This is a genomic window from Verrucomicrobiota bacterium, from assembly GCA_016200005.1.
In the GTDB taxonomy this organism is placed as follows: Bacteria; Verrucomicrobiota; Verrucomicrobiia; order Limisphaerales; family PALSA-1396; genus PALSA-1396.
Genome location: JACQFP010000077.1, coordinates 1 through 18847 on the forward strand (window position 1 = coordinate 1; position 18847 = coordinate 18847).

The window sequence follows — 18847 nt, forward strand, 5'->3', positions numbered from 1 at the left end:
TAAGTCCTTGAGCACCAGCCTCTTCGTATCCAGACGTTCCATTAATCTGCCCGGCTAAGAACAAGTTGCGGCAGGTTTTTGTTTCCAATGATGCGTCTAGTTGAGTCGGGAATGCAAAATCGTATTCAACGGCGTATGCTGGACGAATGATTTCTGCGGACTCACAACCAATTATTGTTCTGACCAGTTCGACTTGGACCTCAAATGGGAGAGAAGTAGAAAATCCATTAACGTAAATCTCATCCGTGGCAATACCTTCTGGCTCCAAGAAAACCTGGTGGTGCTCTTTGGTAGGAAATTTTACAATTTTATCCTCAATGGATGGACAATAACGTGGACCGACGCCCGCTATCGCACCGGAATACATGGGCGACTTGTGAAGGTTGGCACGTATAAGATCAGCCGTCGAGTTCGTGGTATGGGTGATATAACAACACAGTTGACCTTTCAATTTATCCAAGACCGAGTTTGGAGGATAGCAACCATTGACGGAACTGATTTCACCCTTCGAAGCGCCGCATTGTTCCACGTGGAACAAGTCGTTCCTCCAGTACGAGAAGAATGGTACAGGCTCATCGCCTCGTTGAATTTCTGTTTTGTCAAAATCGATTGTGCGCCGCAAGAGCCTCGGCGGAGTGCCGGTTTTTAGCCGACCAAGTTCGAGACCAATCTCCATTAGAGAGCCCGATAAGCCCATTTCAGATGACTCACCGGCCCTTCCGCCTTGTTGTTTGGCATCCCCGATATGCATCAATCCACGCAAGAATGTACCCGTTGTAACAATCACAGTCTTCCCGTGGTATTGAACTCCCAGTCTGGTCTCCACCCCGTAGACTGCTCGATGCTTGCAAAGTAAACGTGAAGTTTGACCTTGCATCACGTCAAGATTTCGCTCCTTTTCACAAATCCATTTGAGCCTGAGCTGATACGCTTTCTTATCGCACTGAGCTCTGGGTGCCCAAACAGAAGGACCTTTTTTAGTGTTTAGCATTCGAAATTGCAGACCGGTCATATCCGCTGCTTTTCCCATCTCTCCACCTAACGCATCAATTTCTCTAGCCAAGTGGCCTTTAGCTAGTCCACCGATTGCTGGGTTACAGGACATCTGACCAATGGTGTCCAAGTTGGAAGTTAGGAGCAAGGCTTTGCACCCCATTCTAGCAACTGAAAGTGCCGCCTCAATCCCTGCATGACCGGCTCCGACAACGATTACATCGTATGTTTTCGGATAAATAAACATCGCTTAAACTAGACGAGTTGATATGTGGCTTGGAACGGATTGCGACCAGCATTCTTTTTCAATCCTCGATCTGGATTAGCGGAGAGATGCTCACAGATTTTGAGGACAGTTTCATACTCGCAAAAGGAACCTATTTCTTCGGTCACCTGCACGGCCGTGAATGCACTCCCGCAACGTGCCAAGAAGAACGCCAATACCTTAGACTGAAGCTCTATAAAACTGGCGGCTGCTGTTTTGCCTGCCTCGACCCCCGGTTGATTGTATGCGTTTACATTGATGAGGCTGGCATACAAACTCACAGTTCGCTCAAAAAGCGCGATCAGAACTCCAACTGTGAACGAGGAGACTCTTCTAAGCGAAAGCGTGATTGATTCCCGGCCTTTTTCAGACAATGCGTTGCGGGTTCCATGCAAAAAGCTAACCAAATAATCACCAGATGTTATATTATTGTCAAGCATGATGGATGGTGAGGACCGATCCTTTAGTACCTCAATGAAAGTGACGAAAGAATTGTCAATACCATCTCTAAGTTGTTGAACATAAGCATGTTGGTCTGTTGACCCTTTGTTTCCGAAAACCACAATCCCTTGATTAACCCTCTTGCCATCTAAATCAAGTTCCTTACCGAGTGACTCCATGATGAGTTGTTGGAGATATCGTGAAAGGAGCTGCAAGCGATCTTTGTAGGGCAAAACAACCATTATCTTGTCTCCTTTACCGTTACCGATATAAAACCACATCAATGCAAGCATAGCAGCCGGATTTTGATCAAAGTTTGGTTGGCGAGTAAGCTCATCGCAACACCGCGCACCTGAGACGAACTTATCTATATCTATGCCTTGTAAGGCAGCTGGGAGAAGACCAACTGCGGAGAATTGGCTTGTTCGTCCACCTACCCAATCCCACATCGGAAACCGTTTGAGCCAATTCTTTGTGATCGCAAGGTTATCAAGCTCACTTCCCAAACGGGTAATCGCCACTGCGTGTTCCTCAAAAGAATGTCCGGCTCGCTGATAAACGTTTTGCGTTTCCAACATGCTGTTACGAGTTTCTTTTGTGGTCCCAGATTTCGAGATAACAATACACATCGTCTGTCCCAACAGCGGGGTAATTCCCGAAAAGAGCTTATCCATTCCGTCCGGGTCGGTGTTGTCCAGAAAATGGATTGTCAGCTTGTCTTTGCTGGGCTGTCCGAGTGCGTCGGAAACAAATTGTGGTCCCAAAGCTGAACCCCCTATGCCGATCAGTAAGAGGTTTTTGAACGGACCCTTTGCGCCTTGAATAGTACCGGCGTGCACTTGCGCGGCAAACGCCTTGATCGCTTCCAGCGTGGTTTCTATTTCCCGGGCAATCAACGGCGTTGGAGCGAGTGCCGTGTTACGCAGCCAATAATGACCTACCATGCGGTTTTCATCGGGGTTCGCGATGGCACCTTTTTCCAAGTCTGCCATGGCTCGGAAAGCTTTTTGCATCCGCGGCTCCATTGAGACAAAATAATCGTCGGCAAAATTCATTCGGCTGATGTCCATCGCCAGCTCGATTGTCGGGAACTCCACGTAGTATTGCTGAAACCGCTTCCACTGTTCTTCTCTTGACCTGGTCATAAACGTGAGAGCTAGTTTAGCAGTCATGGCGGGACCAAAACAATGAAATTACCAATTTGAACAAAGTTCGCTGCTAAGGATGATTGACAGCGGTCTGGAACACGGTTCGAGCAATTCGCGGGGTTTCACGACGGCTTTCCGCTTGCGCATCGCCAGTGTTTAACTTAGCAATCGCTGCAGTTTTTCCGAGTAAGAAAACGAACAACTTTAGTTTATGCCACCTGCATTCGCTAACATCTTTTCAATCCCGTTTGAAGGTCCCAAGTCAAGAAACCCGCTTGCCTTCAAGCATTACCATGCGACAGAACTCGTCGAGGGTAAGACGATGAAGGAGCACCTGCGGTTTTCAGTGGTCTATTGGCACAGCTTTCGTAATCGCCTGGCCGACCCATTCGGAATGGGCACGGCGATTCGACCTTGGGACGACGGCACAGAGTCGGTGCAGAACGCCAAGGATCGCGTCCGCGCCGCTTTCGAATTCATTGAAAAACTTGGCGCCCCGTTCTATGCGTTTCACGACCGGGATGTCGCTCCGGAGGCAGCAACCCTCAGCCAAACCAATAAGAATCTGGATGCTGTCGTGAACGTCTTGAAGGAAGAGCAGGAGCGTTCCGGGATTAAACTGCTTTGGGGTACGGCCTGTCTTTTCACGCATCCTCGTTACGTGCATGGTGCGGCCACGAGTTGCAATGCGGACGTCTTTGCGTACGCGGCGGCGCAGGTAAAAAAGGCGCTCGAAGTTACGTATGAACTCGGCGGCGCAGGTTACGTTTTTTGGGGCGGCCGTGAGGGATACTCCACTTTATGGAACACGAACATGAAGCGGGAGCTGGATCATCTCGCCAGATTCCTCCACATGGCCGTGGATTACAAGAAGAGAATCGGATTCAAAGGACAATTCTACATCGAGCCGAAGCCAAAAGAACCGACCAAACATCAATATGATTCTGACGCGGCGGCCTGTCTTAATTTCCTGCGGGAGTATGACCTCATCGACCATCTAAAGTTGAACCTCGAAACCAACCACGCGACCCTGGCTGGTCACACCATGCAGCACGAACTGGAAGTTGCCGCTGCCGCAAACGCGCTCGGCTCGATTGACGCGAATACTGGAGACCCGCTGCTCGGTTGGGACACGGATCAGTTTCCCACCGACATTTATTTGACCACCCAATGCATGCTGACGATTCTAAAAACAGGTGGTTTGAAAACTGGCGGCGTGAATTTCGACGCGAAGGTGCGACGCGAAAGCTTTGAACCCATTGATTTATTTCACGCCCACATCGGCGGCATGGATGCGTTTGCCAGGGGATTGAAGATCGCTGCGGCGATTCGCAAAGACGGACGGCTGGCTGAGTTCGTCCAGCAGCGTTATTGCTCGTGGGACTCCGGCATTGGCGCGAAAATTGAATCGGGCAAAAGCAACTTCACCGAACTCGAGGCCTACATCCTCAAGCAAGGTGAAGCGGCGCCCAACCACAGCGGTCGTCAGGAGTTTTTGGAAAACCTGATCAACGAATTCATCTGATCGGGGCGTTGCGGCCGGGTGCAAACCGCCTTTCACAACGGCAGGGTGATGCTGATGGTAGTGCCCTGGCCTTGGCGCGACATAATCTTGATTTTGCCACGAAGCGTCTCAACCACACGTCGCACGATGGCCAGGCCGAGACCGGTTCCAGTCCTCTTGGTGGATTTTAGCACGGATGAAAATGCCCGGCGGCGCTGCTCCTCCGTCATCCCTTCGCCGGTGTCCTTGAACTCCACAACCACATGCGTGAGGTTCGGGTTGCTTCGCGGCACACGCAACGCCCGAGATGAAATCATCAGTCGCCCCCCCTTGGGCATCGCTTCCACCGCATTGAGCATGAGATTGAGAAAAGCCTGTTCCAATTGCACGGCGTCGGCCATCAGCAACGGCAAGTTCGGTTCAAAGTTGCAGACCAGTGGAATGTTTTGGTGCGTCAGTTTGTGTCGGGTCAGCAGACTCAAATCATCGATCAGTTGGTTGAGATTCACGGGGGTCAATTTCGGCTCGGCACTGCGCGCGAAGTCGAGTATTTGCTCCACGGTTTTGTTCAAGAGATCCATTTTTTCGCCAATCAACCGCGCATCCTTCGCCCGGGGATCCTGGTCGGGAAACTTCAAATCGAGCGAGTGATACAGCATCTTCATCACCGTGAGTGGATTACGAATCTCGTGGGCTACTTCCGCCGCAAGCAGGCCCAGCGCCGAGAGCTTTTCACTTTGGCGCAACTGTTCCTCGGCATCCACCATGCGTTCGTACAGGCGGGCCTTCTCAATGGCGATGGCGGACAATTCAGCCAGCGCAGACAGAATGCGAACCTCTTCGTTGGAGAACACGTGTGACTGCCCGGTATAAACGCTTAACGTGCCGATAGCCTCTCCCGCAAAAATCAGCGGCACACTCAAGAGCGACACCAGCCCTTCGCTTCGGGCCACCTCGACGCTTTGATAGCGGCTGGAAATCTGCACATTCTCGATTTGCAACGGTTTCTTGCGGCGCACGACGATTCCCAACAAGCTTTCTGCCACGTTCAGCCGCGGTTTCTGAATGTAGGCCTCGCCGGCACCCCAGTTCGCGCGCAAATCCAACCACTCCTGGCTTTCGTCTAGCATCAGCAGTGAACACATCTTTGCTTCCATCAACACGCACGCGTCACGTGTGATCACCTTCAATGCCTCATCGAGATTCAGGGTGGAATTGATCGCCTGCCCCACGCTGGCCAGCGTTTCAAACAGCCGTGCCTTGAGCCGCAATTGCGCGTAAAGCCAGGTGTGCAGAATGACCCTGGCCGCCGGCCTCGCGAGAGCCTCCAACAAATCCTGGTCCTCGACACTGAAGGCGTTTTTCCGGTCCGAATCCACGTTGAGCACGCCGCGCACTTCGCCGTTGACCTCCAACGGCACCGCCAACTCAGACCGTACGCCGCGCCGCAGCATGATGTAACGCGCGTCGCGCGTGACGTCGCCAACCCGGGCCGGTCGGCCCGTGCGCGCCACCCAACCGGTGATGCCTTCGCCGACGCGGAGTTTGAGTTCGCCAGCATTGGCCGGCAGACCATGAGCAGCGTGAATCTCCAGGAACCCGGATGTGGGATTGACCAGCGCGACGGACCCGCTGCTGGCGCGCATCACGCGCACGGCCTCTCCCAGAATAAGTTGCAGTGCTTCCTGCGGCTCAAGCGTGGAATGAATGACGTCGCCGACCTGATACAGCAGATGAAGCCGGTCATAACGCGCTTTCAATTCCGTCAACTCGTCACTCATCTGGAAAGCTTAACTTTCATGGCTTTGAATTTGATGTCTGGAGTCTGAAGATTTAAGGGCGCTCCGTTCAATACTTCAATCTCGGAACTCATCGGACTCGCGCGGTCAGCCACAAGCCACAAATGCCAAACGATACATTGGGGAACCACGCCGCCAACCAGGGAGGCACGTAGCCCCCCGAACCGAGCGCCAGGCCGAGACGTAACAAGACAAAATAGATGAAGCAAATGGAAATGCTGCTGGCCACGCCGACAAATACGTTTCGTCGGGCGGAACTGGCGGCAAATGGAATGGCGATGAGCACCACCACCAGGCAGGTCCACGGTGCCGCCAGCCGGCCATGCAGTTGCGTGTAGAGCCAGTTCCGGTCGGAGCGCGCCAAGTGTGGATGCAAGCGCTTGTAGTTGAAGATATCAACCAGCGGCAGATCAGCATTCCGGGCAACCAGGTTGCGGTTGTCGAAACTGATTTCGCTTTTGATCTGCTCCGGCGTTTCCGTGAATTCGGGCACCGCCAGCAACGCTGTCTGGTTGCGGTTGGTCAGCATGGTGGTGCCCGGTGCAAAGGTCAGCTCCAGCGCATTGGAAAAAGTCCAAACCTTGTCGATGCGCACCCCGCGTTGCGCGTACAATTCCCGCCGCGCACCGTCCGGGAGCTTCCACTCCACGATCACATTCTCCATCTCGTGGGTTCGCAGATGGTAGGTCCCAATATGCCAGGTGCGATCATCGCGGAAATTTCGCAGCCCCAGGTTGCGCACGATGTTTCGCTTCTCTGGGCTCGCCTGCTTTTGCACGCGGCGGTTAAGAATCCGTTCGGCGGCCTCCACGCTGTTGGGCACCCACAATTCATTGAGGGCAAAATAAACCAGCGCGAACACGCAACCGACGGCGAGATACGGCAGACACAGCCGCCACAGGCTGATTCCGGCCGCCCGCATCGCGATTAATTCGTGGTGGCGCGCATGATTCGTGAGCGCGTAGAGCAACGCCAGCAACAACGCCATTGGGAGTACCAGCACCAAAAATTCCGGGGCGGTCACCAAGTAGTACTGCAGGATGTCGCGCAGCAACAGTTTCTTTTCCTGGAAGTCATCCAGCATGTTGAACAGGTCGGACGAAACCCAGAAAATCAAAAAGCCGCTCAGGCAATAGCCCAGCGGGATCAGCAATTCACGCAACAGATACCGATCGAGCAAACGCATTCCGCCGCAGCCTAACCGCCGCGCCAACTCAAAGCAAGCGGCTGAGCCGGGCGAGGCCGACGCCCGCCTGAGAATGCCCGTTCGGTGCCGATGCGGGAAACCTGCTTGCTTTCATGGGCATTCCGCCTCATCGTCGTCACATGGGACTTCCAACAAAACCGGTCGAAATCAGCGTCGCTCAAATCGAGGAACTCAATCGCAAACTGTCGAATCTTCGTCACGACGTCAACAATCACGTTTCGTTGATTATGGCGGCGAACGAACTGATCCAATATAAACCGGAGATGATCGCGCGGATGACCATCACTTTGACCGAGCAGCCGCCCAAAATCACGGAAGCCATCAACAAGTTCTCCACCGCCTTCGAGCAGACGCTCGGGATCACACGTCCGTAGCATTAACTTTCGTCCTCGGCGCAATCTCGGATCATTTGCCAGGCCGCTCGCTGTAACGGGGACACGGTTCAGGCCGGCTAGAGTCTCGCTGTAACCTTCCGTCGGATTGCTTCGTCTCGCTCATTAACGATGAACAATGGGACGATGCCGGTTGCAATGCCGATGAAATCCGTGAAACAAAAATCACTTTCCTGAAACCAATTCAAAGAAAAGGACACCATCTATGAACACCAACACTCAACTTCGTTGTTTGAAAACATCCGCCGCACTTTTGTTCGCGGCCGTCTTGTCCAGCACACTGATCGTTTCCGCCCAGCCGCCTCCGGACGGGCCCGCCGGCCCCGACCGGCCTCGACGCCCTGAAGGTCCACGTCGCGGAATTCCGGATCCCTCTTTGAGCGAAGAACAGCGCACCGCCATCCGGGAAGCCATGGAAGCCTCGCGCAAAGACGCCGCACCGCTGGAAGAAAAAATGCGCGCCGCCCGCAAGGATTTGCAAGAAGCGATCCACGCGGAAAAAATTGATGAACAAGTCATCCGCGCCAAGGCCGCCGACGTCGGCAAACTTGAGGGCGACCTTGCCGTCATCCGCGCCAAAGCCTTTGCCAAAATCCGTCCCTCTCTCTCACGCGAACAAATCGCCCGCATGAAAAACATGCCGAGTGGATTTGATCGCCCCCGTCCGCCGTTCGCTGACGGCCGGCCCGGCGGACCCCGCCCGCGCGGCGAAGGATTTGACAGGCCGCCCGGACGCCCACTGCCACCCGGTGAAGATCGCGGCCCAGACGGATCGCTACCGCCACCCCCCAAACCCCGGCCATCGGAATAATTTCTTTCGATGGTCAAGTTGAAGGCAGCAAACCATCCCGACGACACGTTCGGGATGGTTTTGCCTTTAGTCCGGGGAGCGCGCTTGCCATACTGCGCGCCCATGGAACAGACCGATGCGGACCACATCGCCGCAGTGTTGAAAGGCGACACCGCCCGCTTCGAAGTCTTGATCGAAAAATATTCGCCGCGCGTCTTTGCCTCGGCTCGTCGTTATGCACGTCGGGAAGACGAAGTGGAAGACATTGTGCAGGAAGTCTGGCTTAAGGCGTTTCAAAAGCTCGGCAGTTTTCGCGGTGAGGCGCCGTTTGAACACTGGCTGATGCGCCTGGCGGTGCGCACCTGTTATGATTTTCTGCGCGGCCATCAACGCAATCGTGAGACCGCCTTCTCGCAACTCAGTGAACCGGAAACTGACTGGCTCGACCGGTTCGTGGCTCAGCCGGAGTCCGCCGGTGAAAACGCCGATGCCGCACGCCAACTGGTCGAGCGTGTGCTGACCCAACTTTCACCCGCCGCCCGGCTCGTGATCACGCTCCTGGAAATCGAAGAGCGCTCCGTCAAGGAAATCGCCGAACTGACCGGTTGGTCGGTGACGCTCGTCAAAGTCCGCGCGTTTCGCGCTCGCGCCGAAATGCGAAAGTGTCTGTCCAAAATCGCCAAAGATAAGTATCTGTAACCGGGCCACACCTGTGGCCGTCTGAATTAGTGCTGGATTTATGAACGTTGTTGAACTCGAACGAAAATTGATCGCTGCCGCGCGCGCCACTCCGCCGAACGACCGCGTGCCGTATGCCTTTGAAAAAAGAATCATGGCGCACCTTGACGCACGCCCCGTTCTTGATGGGTGGACGCTTTGGGGCAAAGCGCTCTGGCGCGCGACGGCGCCGTGTGTTGCTATCATGCTGGCACTTGGTGTCTGGACGATTTTCTCCACCAAGACCACTGCGTCCACCGACCTGACACAGGATTTTGAAAACACAATGCTCGCCGCCGTCGATCAGAACGGGGAATCCTGGTGAATACTTGGAAAGTCATCCTGGCCACAATGGTCATCTTCGGCACTGGCGTCATCACCGGCGGATTGGTGGTTCGACAATCTGGGAACATCAGGCCGCCCCACTTCTCTCAATTCGCTGGCGAACCGCGCCCATTGCCCCCCTTACCGGATGCTGAAATCCCTCCAGGCCATCTCCAACGGTTTGAATTCATTAATCGTGTGCAACGGGAATTGAATCTCAGGCCTGACCAGCGCGCGCGGATCGAAAGAATCATCAGCGAAGGTCAGGTTCGAACCAAGGAAATGTGGGAGCCGGTGGCCAAACAGATGCGCCAGGAAATGCAACAGGTGCGGGAACGAATCCGCGCCGAGTTGACCCCCGAACAAAGATTGCGCTTTGAAGAACTGCTGAAACAACGTCCACCGCGTAAACCCGGCGAACCGCCGATGCCAGATCGTCGTCCTCGCGACTTCCGCCACCCACCACCGCAAGGCAATCCGCCGCCGGATGGAAGACCGCAACAACCGCCTCTTGGCGGACAACCTCCACCGCCTGAAAATCCTTAAACGGGAACGATTCCCTAGTTCGGGGAGCGCCCGCATCCCGTCCCGCTACGGCGGGCGCCGGTTACCACCACATTACCAACTGCAGCGGCGCGGCCACAGGCGGGAGCAAAGACGGCGCACTTCGATTCAATGTGCGGGCCACATTTCTGTTCCATGAGAATTACGGGAGACGTGTGAAAATATGCAGCGGAGCAAGGAGTCTCTGAAAAACAAGCTATTCAGCACAGGATCTGAGACAAGGCAGAAGAATTTCTGAAGGCAAGTGGAGACGTGTTCACGCCTGGCCAAATGCAGGCTTGAAGTTTCAGACTGTAAACGGTTCAATTACGACAAACCTATGGGACTCTTCGACAAAATCTTTGGTCCGAAGTCAGACGGGAAACCAACACCGCCGCCCGCTGGTGGAGACTCCGCGCTCATTCCGCCGCCGATTCACCAATCACCTCCGTCTGCTATGCCCAATGAGCGGTCGTGCAAGTCCGCAGAAGAACCGACTTACTCCGGAAGCAGCGAGGCCGACAATCAGGATGAAGTTGAGCAAGGCCAGCCGTCTCAGGAAACGGTGAGCGAGAAGGATTTGGTTCTGGATTGGCGCTTGAATCCGTTCCTACCAAGCGCGGTTCTTGCAACGCTATTTCGAAATCCAAACACCTTCGCGATTCCCGCCTACGACTTGGCAATGCTAAACTAGTATAATCGCCAGCCAAATAAGCTCATCGTTGGGGAATTCAGAAGTGCGGGCTGGATTTCCGACGAGGAGCAAAGGCGAATCGAAATGCTCCTTAGTGATTTCAATTTGCTTCAACGGCGGGTGTTCCAAAACTCCGATTCGCGAGCGTGTATGTATGGGTACGATGTCGATGCAGAAAAGGCCATTCTTCGGAACCTAATTGGGATGAATCTTTTCGCAAAAGTTGTTGAGATTCTTACACCTTCCCGAATGACGTTTTTGAAAGCTGAATCGGGGGAGATTGATCTGATTCAATTGATGAAGATTGGCTTGATGAACCTCTCGGCCGGAGTCTGGTGTAAATTCGTCCCACCAACACGGCATCGCTTTGCTTGGGGAACGAGAAAACTTTGGAGTTCTGCGATCCAAGAAACTGGCGATAGGATCGTAGCCGAAATCGATGACGGAGTAGAGATCTCATCGCGCCATGGCCTTGCCTATGTGATTGAGTTGCTTGACAGCTCAACTGACATCTCGCAGCAGCTTGTCGATGACCATGGATTTTACCGACAATATGTCGGCGAAGGTTTGGATCAACAGTTTAATCGGATTGCATTATGTGCGACCGCATTTGGTTTACACCCAATCTGCATGGTGTTTTTCCAGAAGCCATTCGAGGAATGCATCTGGGCGTATTCCCAGATTGATAAGGACATCTCAAACGCCGACAAGCGTTACGCCGAGAACCTCATCGGGTGCATAAACCACATCACCGATGAATACGTCAAAGCTCTGGCTGCGGCCACCACCCAGCAGGGCGTCAAAGAGGATGACTTTGATTCGATTTTGAAGGAGTTGGAGCAATTGGCCGGTTTGGCATCAGTGAAAGAGAAAGTGAAGGAGGCCGCCAATTTTGCCCGCATCCAGCAGATCCGCGTTCAGAAGGGCGCTCCAAAAGTGAATCGTAGTCTGCACGCAGTTTTCTCTGGCAACCCCGGAACAGGTAAGACCACTATCGCGCGCACGATGGGCCGACTTTACAAGTCGCTCGGCGTGCTGACGAAGGGCCACGTTGTCGAATGCGACCGGTCGAGGCTGGTGGCCGAGTATGTCGGACAGACTGCCATCAAGACCAATCAAGTAATCGATTCGGCGTTGGATGGAATCCTGTTTATCGACGAGGCATACTCGCTCTCTGGAAAGGGCCAACAAGATTACGGGAAAGAGGCGATCGACACCCTGCTTAAACGAATGGAGGATGAGCGAGATCGTTTGATCGTCATCGTTGCGGGCTACACCGGCGAGATGGAGGGATTCATCGCATCTAATCCTGGGTTGAAGTCGCGCTTCACAAACTACATCTACTTCCCCGATTACTCTCCAGAAGAGCTTCAGGCGATTTTTGCCGGGATGGCAAAGCAGAACGGGCTAAAATGTTCCGAACGCTTGTCGAAAAAGCTGCTCCTGCATTATCAGATGGAACTCGAAGTTCGCGCCGTGCATTTCGGAAACGCCCGCGATGTGCGCAACAGCTTCGAGGCAACGCTCTCGAATCAATCAAACCGTCTGGCCACACATGGAAAATTCGATGACGAGTCGCTCTCGCTCTTGGAAGCCGATGATTTGGCGTCGCCGTTCAACGACAGGATTACGGTGTGAGGGGATGAACCCTTCCAGATATGGCATACACGACTCCCCACCATGTCAGGGAATATTTGAAAGCTGCCTGCTTGGGTGTTTGCCACGAATACGCCTTCCGGCGTCTTGGGAGACCTCGCGCTTGGAAGCGACAACTCATCGAGAAAACCACAGAGGTAGATTTGCAGGCACGGGTTGGTGCGTTCTTTGGCGCACCGGCCTTTCTGAGCGCGCAGGGACGTAGCGTCAGAGACCTGATCGTGGATGCACCTACAATCCGCGCAGAGGTAAAGTTCTTCCGGCCACCGGCACAAGCATGGGCTGGTCTGAAAGGTGATTGGGATTGGCTTCTGTCTGTCACAAACAACGGCAAGGAATTTCGTAAGCGCGCGTGGATTGTTTTCTGGCCGGGCAAGTCGGTCGCTTCACTGACGAACTGCCTCACAGTCAGCAAGAGCCTTGGGAACAATTTTGCTCCCGCCGACTACGCGCCATTTTCACCATACGTTGAGCCGGTCATGCCAAAGAATGGAGTCAATCAACGACTGGCATTCAAGAGTGAAAAGAACATCGCCCGATTGAGTTTGTTGCGTTTGCCCAATGGCAAGCGGGTGTTGGTTGAGATTGTCGGTTCGGTTAATCATCCGGTTTGGTGTGCGATTTATTCGCGTTTAACACCGGACGAGGCAGACACGTTGAGTTTTGATAAAGAGATCGACATTTAGGAGCTTCTTGGCGACGCTCGAATCAAGATGTTCAGTCTATCAAAATCCCATTCCGATGTTGTGCTGAACGCCCCGGAGCACGGCATGGGCTACCAGTTCGTCGAGGTCATAACCAGCGCGTCGGTCACCCGGGTTGGACGCGACTTTGTCGTTGACGGCATGTCGTTGGGCAAAAACGAGCAATGGAGAAAGGGCATCGTCCTCAACGCCGAACTGCTGATCCTCGACGATGAATTGCAGAAGGGACTGCCGGGCGGATCCTACAAGCAAATGCTGACTTCCGCCGTGAAATCGGAAGGGGTGGTCAAGAAAATCCGAGTGACCGGATTCGCGCAAGAGCAGCAAGCCGTGGCTCAACTCCGCGAGGATGCCGTGCCCTACGGTAAGAAAACGAAACGTGCTGCCGATGCGCCGCACGAAATGACTGCCGCGAATGAAATCTTCAAACGGTTCACCGCTTTTGAGAACGACCGAAGGATAACGGCTGATGGCGGTCTATTGCCAGGAACTTACGCGACAACGGAGGCTGACGCGAAAAACGTGAAAACCGGTCTGGAGGCCGTGGCACGCTACGCTTTGCCAAACCCCAAACCTGCGGTATATGTTTTTACTGTGAAACCGTTGAAGAACACGCCGATTCAGCGCGGCATTGTCGAACCGGAATTTGCTCAACCCGGCAAGGGCGTTGAAGTTTTGTTTCGCGACGGAACTGCGCCCAAGACGGTCACAGACCGTTGCACAATTCCAGAAAGGTGATTTATGACAGTCAAGCTCGCCAAAAAGTGGGTGGATTACTTGATTCGCCAGCCGGAATCTGGAATGGGCTTTCAAAAGGTGGACGTTCGTTTGAAAGGGAATCGCGTATTGCATGACGTGCCCGTTTTCAACGCGGAGGAAATTGATTTACCGGAAGACTGCGCGGGTTCGGCCATCGAGGAATTACAGTTGCACAAGGATTGATTTGAACGAGCCGAGCAAATCCAGATTGTCGCGCATCATCAGGAAAGTGTTCTCTAAATCTTCCGCCGACGCAGCCGGAGCGCGTTGCCGATCACAATCAAGTCGGATAACCCCATCGCCGCAGCACACAACACGGGACTGAGGAAACCAAGAACCGCCAGCGGAATCGCAGCGGCATTGTAGAAGAAGGCCCAGAATAGATTCTGTTTGATCGTCCGCAGGGTCGCTTGCGCCAGACCCAACGCTTCGGGGATAGCCTGAATCTCTGACTTGAGCAGGATGATGTCAGCCGCTTCACGCGCCACATCACTGGCCTGACTGACCGCGATGCCCAGATCAGCCTGTTCGAGCGCGGGTGCGTCGTTGATGCCGTCCCCGACGAAGGCGACTCGCTCCCCACGCTGCTGAAGTTGCTTTACGATTTCCGCTTTCTGTTCCGGACGTATCTCCGAAAAAACATTCTCTGCCGGAATGCCGACTTGCTGGGCAATGGCAGCGGCGGTGAGTTTGTTGTCGCCGGTGATCAAGTAAGTCGTCTTGCCTTGATGCGCAAGTTGGGCAACGACTTCAGCAGCGTGCGGTTTGATCGCGTCGCGCAACGCCAGCAAGCCAATGAGCCGGGCATCAGTAGCGAGACCGAGAATCGTCGCTCCCTGCGCCGACCATTCATTGACAAACCGTGTTGCCGCCGACAATTCCACCTTGCAGCCGCGCAACCAATTCAACGAGCCGAGCCGCAGAATTGCTTTGGATTCTTTACTCGGCGTTGTGGCCTGCACTCCGGCCCCGCGCACTTCCTGCCAATCAATCAACGCGATTTCAGCGCCGGCCAATTTTGCCACTGCCTTGCTCAACGGATGATTGGACGACCGCGCCAACGCAGCGGCAAGTTGTTGGATGCTCACGATTTGCTCGGATTCATTGCGACAATCCTCGACTTTGGCGACTTCAAGTTTGCCTTGCGTCAGCGTGCCGGTCTTGTCGAACAACACGGCGGTGAGGCGGCCGGTCTTTTCCAACGCCACGCCGTCACGAATCAAAATCCCGCGTCGCGCGGCGACGTTTGTTCCAGCCATGATCGCCACCGGCGTCGCCAGACCCATCGCGCACGGGCAGGCCACGATCAAAACTGCGGCGACTTGGATGAACGCTGCGGCCAGCGCAGTTTCGGGAAGATGAACCTTCCAAAGAAACGGGGCGAGTGTCTGGCTCACATTTCTCGCGCTGTCATAAGCCAGTCCCCACCACAAACCCGTGCCGAGCGCGATCAGCACAACGATGGGGACAAACACGCTGCTGACCTGGTCGCCAAGTTTTTGAATATTCGCCCGGCTGGTCTGGGCGTGTTGAACAACCGCGATGATCTGCGCCAAAGCAGTGGCTTCACCGGTCGCGTCCACACGCATGACCAGCCTCCCGTTCTGATTGACCGTGCCGGCGTAAAGTTTCGCGCCGGGCGCTTTGTCGATGGGCAGTGACTCACCCGTGAGCATCGATTCATCCACCGCCGAGTTGCCCTCGACCACCACGGCATCAGTTGGCACCCGGTCGCCCGGACGCAAAACCACAAGATCGTTCAACCGAAGTTTGCTCACTGGTACTTCGATTTCGGCCGCTTGCGGGAATTGATTGACGCGCCCTTCACCCCGTCCCTCTCCCCATCCGATGGGGAGAGGGTGGTTTCCAGCCGGGTGAGAAGCCTCCGAAATAATTTCGCGCATTGGATCACTGAACCCACCTCCAGCCGCTCCCAGGCGGGGAGCAACGCGCGGTGGCTCGTTCCCCTCCTGGGAGGGGTCAGGGGTGGGTGAATTGGCTGCGGCTTCATGGAGAAGGTGGCTTTCAGCCGGGTGAGGGGAGTTCGTTGAAATTTGATCGAGCCGCCGAGCCGTCGCGGGCGCAAGATTCAGCAATGCGCGCAGCGAACTCGCTGCCTTTACGCTGACGATGGATTCCATCCAATGGCCGACGCTGATCAGCGTGATGATCGCGGCGGACTCCATGAAATAGAGATGCCCCGGCCAGCCGGCGAACAATCCCCACGCGCTGTACACAAACGCCGTCGTCGAACCGAGCGCGACCAGCGTGTCCATGTTCGAACTGCCGACCTTGAGCTGGTTCCAGGCGCCGCGATAAAACCGTGCCCCACACAAAAACTGCACCGGCGTTGCCAGTGCAAACGCCAGCCACTGAAACCAGTGCTCCATGCCGAGTTGAAAGACCCATTCGCCAATCATCAACGCCGCCGTGCAACTCGAACCGACAACGACGTTGAATCGCCAGCCCGCCAGCGGCGACCAGGTCGGCTGATCTGTTTGACACGAATCTTCTTCAATCACCTTGGCGCCGTAACCCGCCGCCTTCACCGCCTGAACGACCGCCGGTTCGGTAGGTTGAGCGTCCGGTCGCCAGCGAACGGTGGCGCGACCCGCTTCCAGTTGCACAGAGGCGCTGGCCACACTGGCGACACTTTGAATGGCTTCAGTCACGTGACGAGCGCAGTTGTTGCAGGTCATGCCGCTGATCGCCAACTCAGTCAGCGAAGGAGTGGAAGAACGTTCTGATTTTTCGTTTTGTTCACTGAGCATCGTATGACTCATGGTGAGCTATGTTACGCCCGGTATGAAATACAGTCCAACTCACTCCACCCAGAAGTGCCTGCCAAGCCGACGACGCTCAACCGCCATCCATCACGGCGGCAAAGCGCAACCCGCGCGTGCTGACGCGCAGTTCGCTGAAACCAAATTGCTCCATCACCGCTTCGTAAATCGCCACGCCGGGCAGAATCACGTCCGCGCGCTTCTTCGGCAGCCCGACAATCTGTTTGCGCTCGGCGAGCGGCAAACTCCACAGCCGTTCAGAATGCCAGCGGACGCGCTCGAGGCTCAGGCGCGTCGCTTCGATTCGCTCGCGATCGTAGGTTTCCAGCTTCGCTTCCATGCGCGCGAGGATGCTCGTCGTGCCGCCCGTGCCGACGAGCAGCACGGGGCGATGTTCGCGGATTAATCCAATTTCCTGGCGCAATGACGGTTCCAGTTTCGGGCGGACTTCGGTTTCAAGAAAATGTTTCAGCCAATTGCGGCACCCGACGAGTTCCCTGACCGTTGGCGGATCGCTGTGGGGCATTTTTTCCAGGAGCCGCACAGTGCCGAGCGGAAAGCTGTGGCGAAAATCCTTGTGCTCGCCGTGGCCGAGAATGAATTCCGTGCTGCCCCCGCCAACATCCAGAATCAACAACGGCTGTCGCGCAAGTTCTGCATCGGTGGTCACGCCCTTGAACACCCAATCGGCCTCCTGTTCGCCGGAAATGATTTTCACCTCGAGTCCGGAAGCGTGTTCGATTGCAGAAACTAGATCGGCGGCATTGACCGCATCGCGCGCCGCGCTGGTGGCGAAAATGCGGATGGACGCGGCGTTCCATTCGCGCGCCTTTGCCGCGAAATCGGTGACGGCTGCCGCGGTTTGTGCGATCGCGTTGGGTTGCAGAATGTGCGTCTCGTAAAAGCCGCTGCCCAGCCGCGTTTGCTTGCTGTCTTCCCAGAGCGGCTGGACGTGATGACCCGCCACATCAGCCACCAACAGTTTGATGGAGTTAGTACCGACATCAATGACCGCGCGGCGGACGGAGCGGGACGACAGTGATGGTTTGTCAGCCGCGAGCTTTGCGGAAATGGTTTTGCCCGCTTCCATGCTCAACTCATTTGGTTTCCCGCCGCGCCAGCACCGCGCCGCCCACAATGCCCGCGTCATCTCCGAGCTTGGAAGGAATGATTTCGATGCCTTTCGCCGTGCCGGAGAGCGCATAAGCTTTGGCGGTTTTCACGATGATGGCCATCATCTCGTCCTCCAATGCGTCGATGATGCCGCCGCCCAGGACAATGATTTGCGGATTCAAAAGATTGATGACATTCGCCACGGCGATGCCCGTGTATTCAGCCGCCTTTTCGACAAGTTCTTCGACGAACTTATCGCCGCGTTTGATGGCCTTGCGCAAATCGCCGCTTCGCAGATCATCGAGATTCGGGCCGAGCATGTCGGTCAAGACCGTCTTCTGGCCGCCGGCCACCGCCTCCTGAAGCCGGCGGAAAAGGGCGGTGCGACTGGCGAGCGCTTCGAAGCAGCCTTTGTTGCCGCAACTGCACTTCGGACCGCCTACATCCAGCACCATGTGGCCGATCTCGCCCGCGGTCTGGTTGAAACCGGCGAACGGTTTGCCATCCAAGATCAAACCGGCACCGATGCCAGTGCCGATAAAAATTCCGACCAGATGACGCGGTTTGGCCCCCAGCTCTTTTTCGAAAACGCCCAGCGTGCAGATGCTGCAATCATTTTCCAGGAAGACGGGCACGTCCAGTTGCTTCTCCAATTCCTTTTTCAGCGGCACGTCTTCCCATTTCAGATTCGGAGCGAACACGACGCGGCCGCCTTCCCGGTCCACCGCCCCGGGCGCGCCGATGCCAATGCCGCGAACCTGTTTGAGGTGCAAGTCGCATTCGTCCACCGCGTCCTGCACACAATGCGTGATGCGTTCGATGACGGCCGCGGTGCCGCGCTCCGCCTTGGTGCTCATCTTGGAACGGCCGATGCACTTGAGCGACGCCGTGAAGACACCCGCCAGAATCTTGGTGCCGCCAAAATCGACGCCCACCAGATATTCGGCTTTGTTGTTTGAGTCGGCCATAAGGTTTTGCGGTCAGTGACCAACCGTCGTCCCGCCGGGTGCGCGGC

At 55.2% G+C, this 18847-nt stretch carries 18 protein-coding genes; 11 read left to right on the forward strand and 7 right to left on the reverse strand.

The window, feature by feature from the left end:
• Both mnmG and HY298_24485 read right to left on the reverse strand, forming a co-directional pair.
• Positions 1-1240 (reverse strand): tRNA uridine-5-carboxymethylaminomethyl(34) synthesis enzyme MnmG (gene mnmG, locus HY298_24480; GenBank protein MBI3853416.1); only part of this gene is annotated, 1240 nt, incomplete at its 3' end.
• An 8-nt stretch (positions 1241-1248) separates the two neighbouring features.
• Positions 1249-2844 carry a glucose-6-phosphate isomerase gene (locus HY298_24485; protein ID MBI3853417.1) on the reverse strand — a complete coding sequence of 532 codons (1596 nt, stop codon included), beginning with the start codon at positions 2842-2844 and terminating at the stop codon, positions 1249-1251.
• Between the two features lie 214 nt (positions 2845-3058).
• On the opposite strand from HY298_24485, the gene xylA reads away from it, so the two are divergent.
• Entirely contained in the window at positions 3059-4372 is a 1314-nt protein-coding gene (xylA, locus tag HY298_24490; GenBank protein MBI3853418.1) for a xylose isomerase, read from the forward strand.
• A gap of 32 nt (positions 4373-4404) precedes the next feature.
• Here the strand turns inward: xylA and HY298_24495 are convergent, their stop codons facing one another.
• Positions 4405-6132 carry a GAF domain-containing protein gene (locus HY298_24495; GenBank protein MBI3853419.1) on the reverse strand — a complete coding sequence of 576 codons (1728 nt, stop codon included), beginning with the start codon at positions 6130-6132 and terminating at the stop codon, positions 4405-4407.
• A gap of 88 nt (positions 6133-6220) precedes the next feature.
• Entirely contained in the window at positions 6221-7336 is a 1116-nt protein-coding gene (locus tag HY298_24500) for an LptF/LptG family permease (protein MBI3853420.1), read from the reverse strand.
• A 140-nt stretch (positions 7337-7476) separates the two neighbouring features.
• On the opposite strand from HY298_24500, the gene HY298_24505 reads away from it, so the two are divergent.
• The 10 genes from HY298_24505 (at position 7477) to HY298_24550 (ending at position 14119) form a co-directional block, all read left to right on the forward strand.
• Positions 7477-7731: a hypothetical protein gene (locus tag HY298_24505; protein ID MBI3853421.1), complete on the forward strand. Its 255-nt coding sequence runs from the start codon at positions 7477-7479 to the stop codon at positions 7729-7731.
• 223 nt (positions 7732-7954) lie between these two features.
• On the forward strand, positions 7955-8560 hold the full coding sequence (locus tag HY298_24510) for a Spy/CpxP family protein refolding chaperone (GenBank protein ID MBI3853422.1): 606 nt from the start codon (positions 7955-7957) through the stop codon (positions 8558-8560).
• Between the two features lie 102 nt (positions 8561-8662).
• On the forward strand, positions 8663-9238 hold the full coding sequence (locus HY298_24515; GenBank protein MBI3853423.1) for a sigma-70 family RNA polymerase sigma factor: 576 nt from the start codon (positions 8663-8665) through the stop codon (positions 9236-9238).
• Positions 9239-9278: 40 nt separating this feature from the next.
• The gene (locus tag HY298_24520) at positions 9279-9581 is read left to right on the forward strand and encodes a hypothetical protein (protein ID MBI3853424.1); all 303 of its coding nucleotides are present in this window, start codon (positions 9279-9281) and stop codon (positions 9579-9581) included.
• Entirely contained in the window at positions 9578-10126 is a 549-nt protein-coding gene (locus HY298_24525) for a hypothetical protein (protein MBI3853425.1), read from the forward strand. The genes HY298_24520 and HY298_24525 overlap by 4 nt, the downstream gene beginning before the upstream one ends.
• Before the next feature lie 337 nt (positions 10127-10463).
• The gene (locus HY298_24530) at positions 10464-10817 is read left to right on the forward strand and encodes a hypothetical protein (protein MBI3853426.1); all 354 of its coding nucleotides are present in this window, start codon (positions 10464-10466) and stop codon (positions 10815-10817) included.
• Between the two features lie 204 nt (positions 10818-11021).
• Positions 11022-12455 carry an AAA family ATPase gene (locus tag HY298_24535; GenBank protein ID MBI3853427.1) on the forward strand — a complete coding sequence of 478 codons (1434 nt, stop codon included), beginning with the start codon at positions 11022-11024 and terminating at the stop codon, positions 12453-12455.
• Between the two features lie 20 nt (positions 12456-12475).
• Positions 12476-13159 (forward strand): hypothetical protein, encoded by a 684-nt coding sequence (locus HY298_24540; GenBank protein MBI3853428.1) that lies wholly within the window; start codon positions 12476-12478, stop codon positions 13157-13159.
• A 27-nt stretch (positions 13160-13186) separates the two neighbouring features.
• On the forward strand, positions 13187-13915 hold the full coding sequence (locus HY298_24545) for a hypothetical protein (protein MBI3853429.1): 729 nt from the start codon (positions 13187-13189) through the stop codon (positions 13913-13915).
• A gap of 3 nt (positions 13916-13918) precedes the next feature.
• Entirely contained in the window at positions 13919-14119 is a 201-nt protein-coding gene (locus tag HY298_24550; GenBank protein MBI3853430.1) for a hypothetical protein, read from the forward strand.
• A 53-nt stretch (positions 14120-14172) separates the two neighbouring features.
• Here the strand turns inward: HY298_24550 and HY298_24555 are convergent, their stop codons facing one another.
• From HY298_24555 to HY298_24565, 3 genes are all read right to left on the reverse strand, one after another.
• On the reverse strand, positions 14173-16077 hold the full coding sequence (locus HY298_24555; GenBank protein MBI3853431.1) for a heavy metal translocating P-type ATPase: 1905 nt from the start codon (positions 16075-16077) through the stop codon (positions 14173-14175).
• A gap of 718 nt (positions 16078-16795) precedes the next feature.
• Positions 16796-17809 carry a Ppx/GppA family phosphatase gene (locus HY298_24560; protein ID MBI3853432.1) on the reverse strand — a complete coding sequence of 338 codons (1014 nt, stop codon included), beginning with the start codon at positions 17807-17809 and terminating at the stop codon, positions 16796-16798.
• A gap of 7 nt (positions 17810-17816) precedes the next feature.
• Positions 17817-18800, reverse strand: a complete 984-nt coding sequence (locus tag HY298_24565; protein MBI3853433.1) for an ROK family protein — start codon at positions 18798-18800, stop codon at positions 17817-17819.
• Positions 18801-18847: the final 47 nt, after the last annotated feature.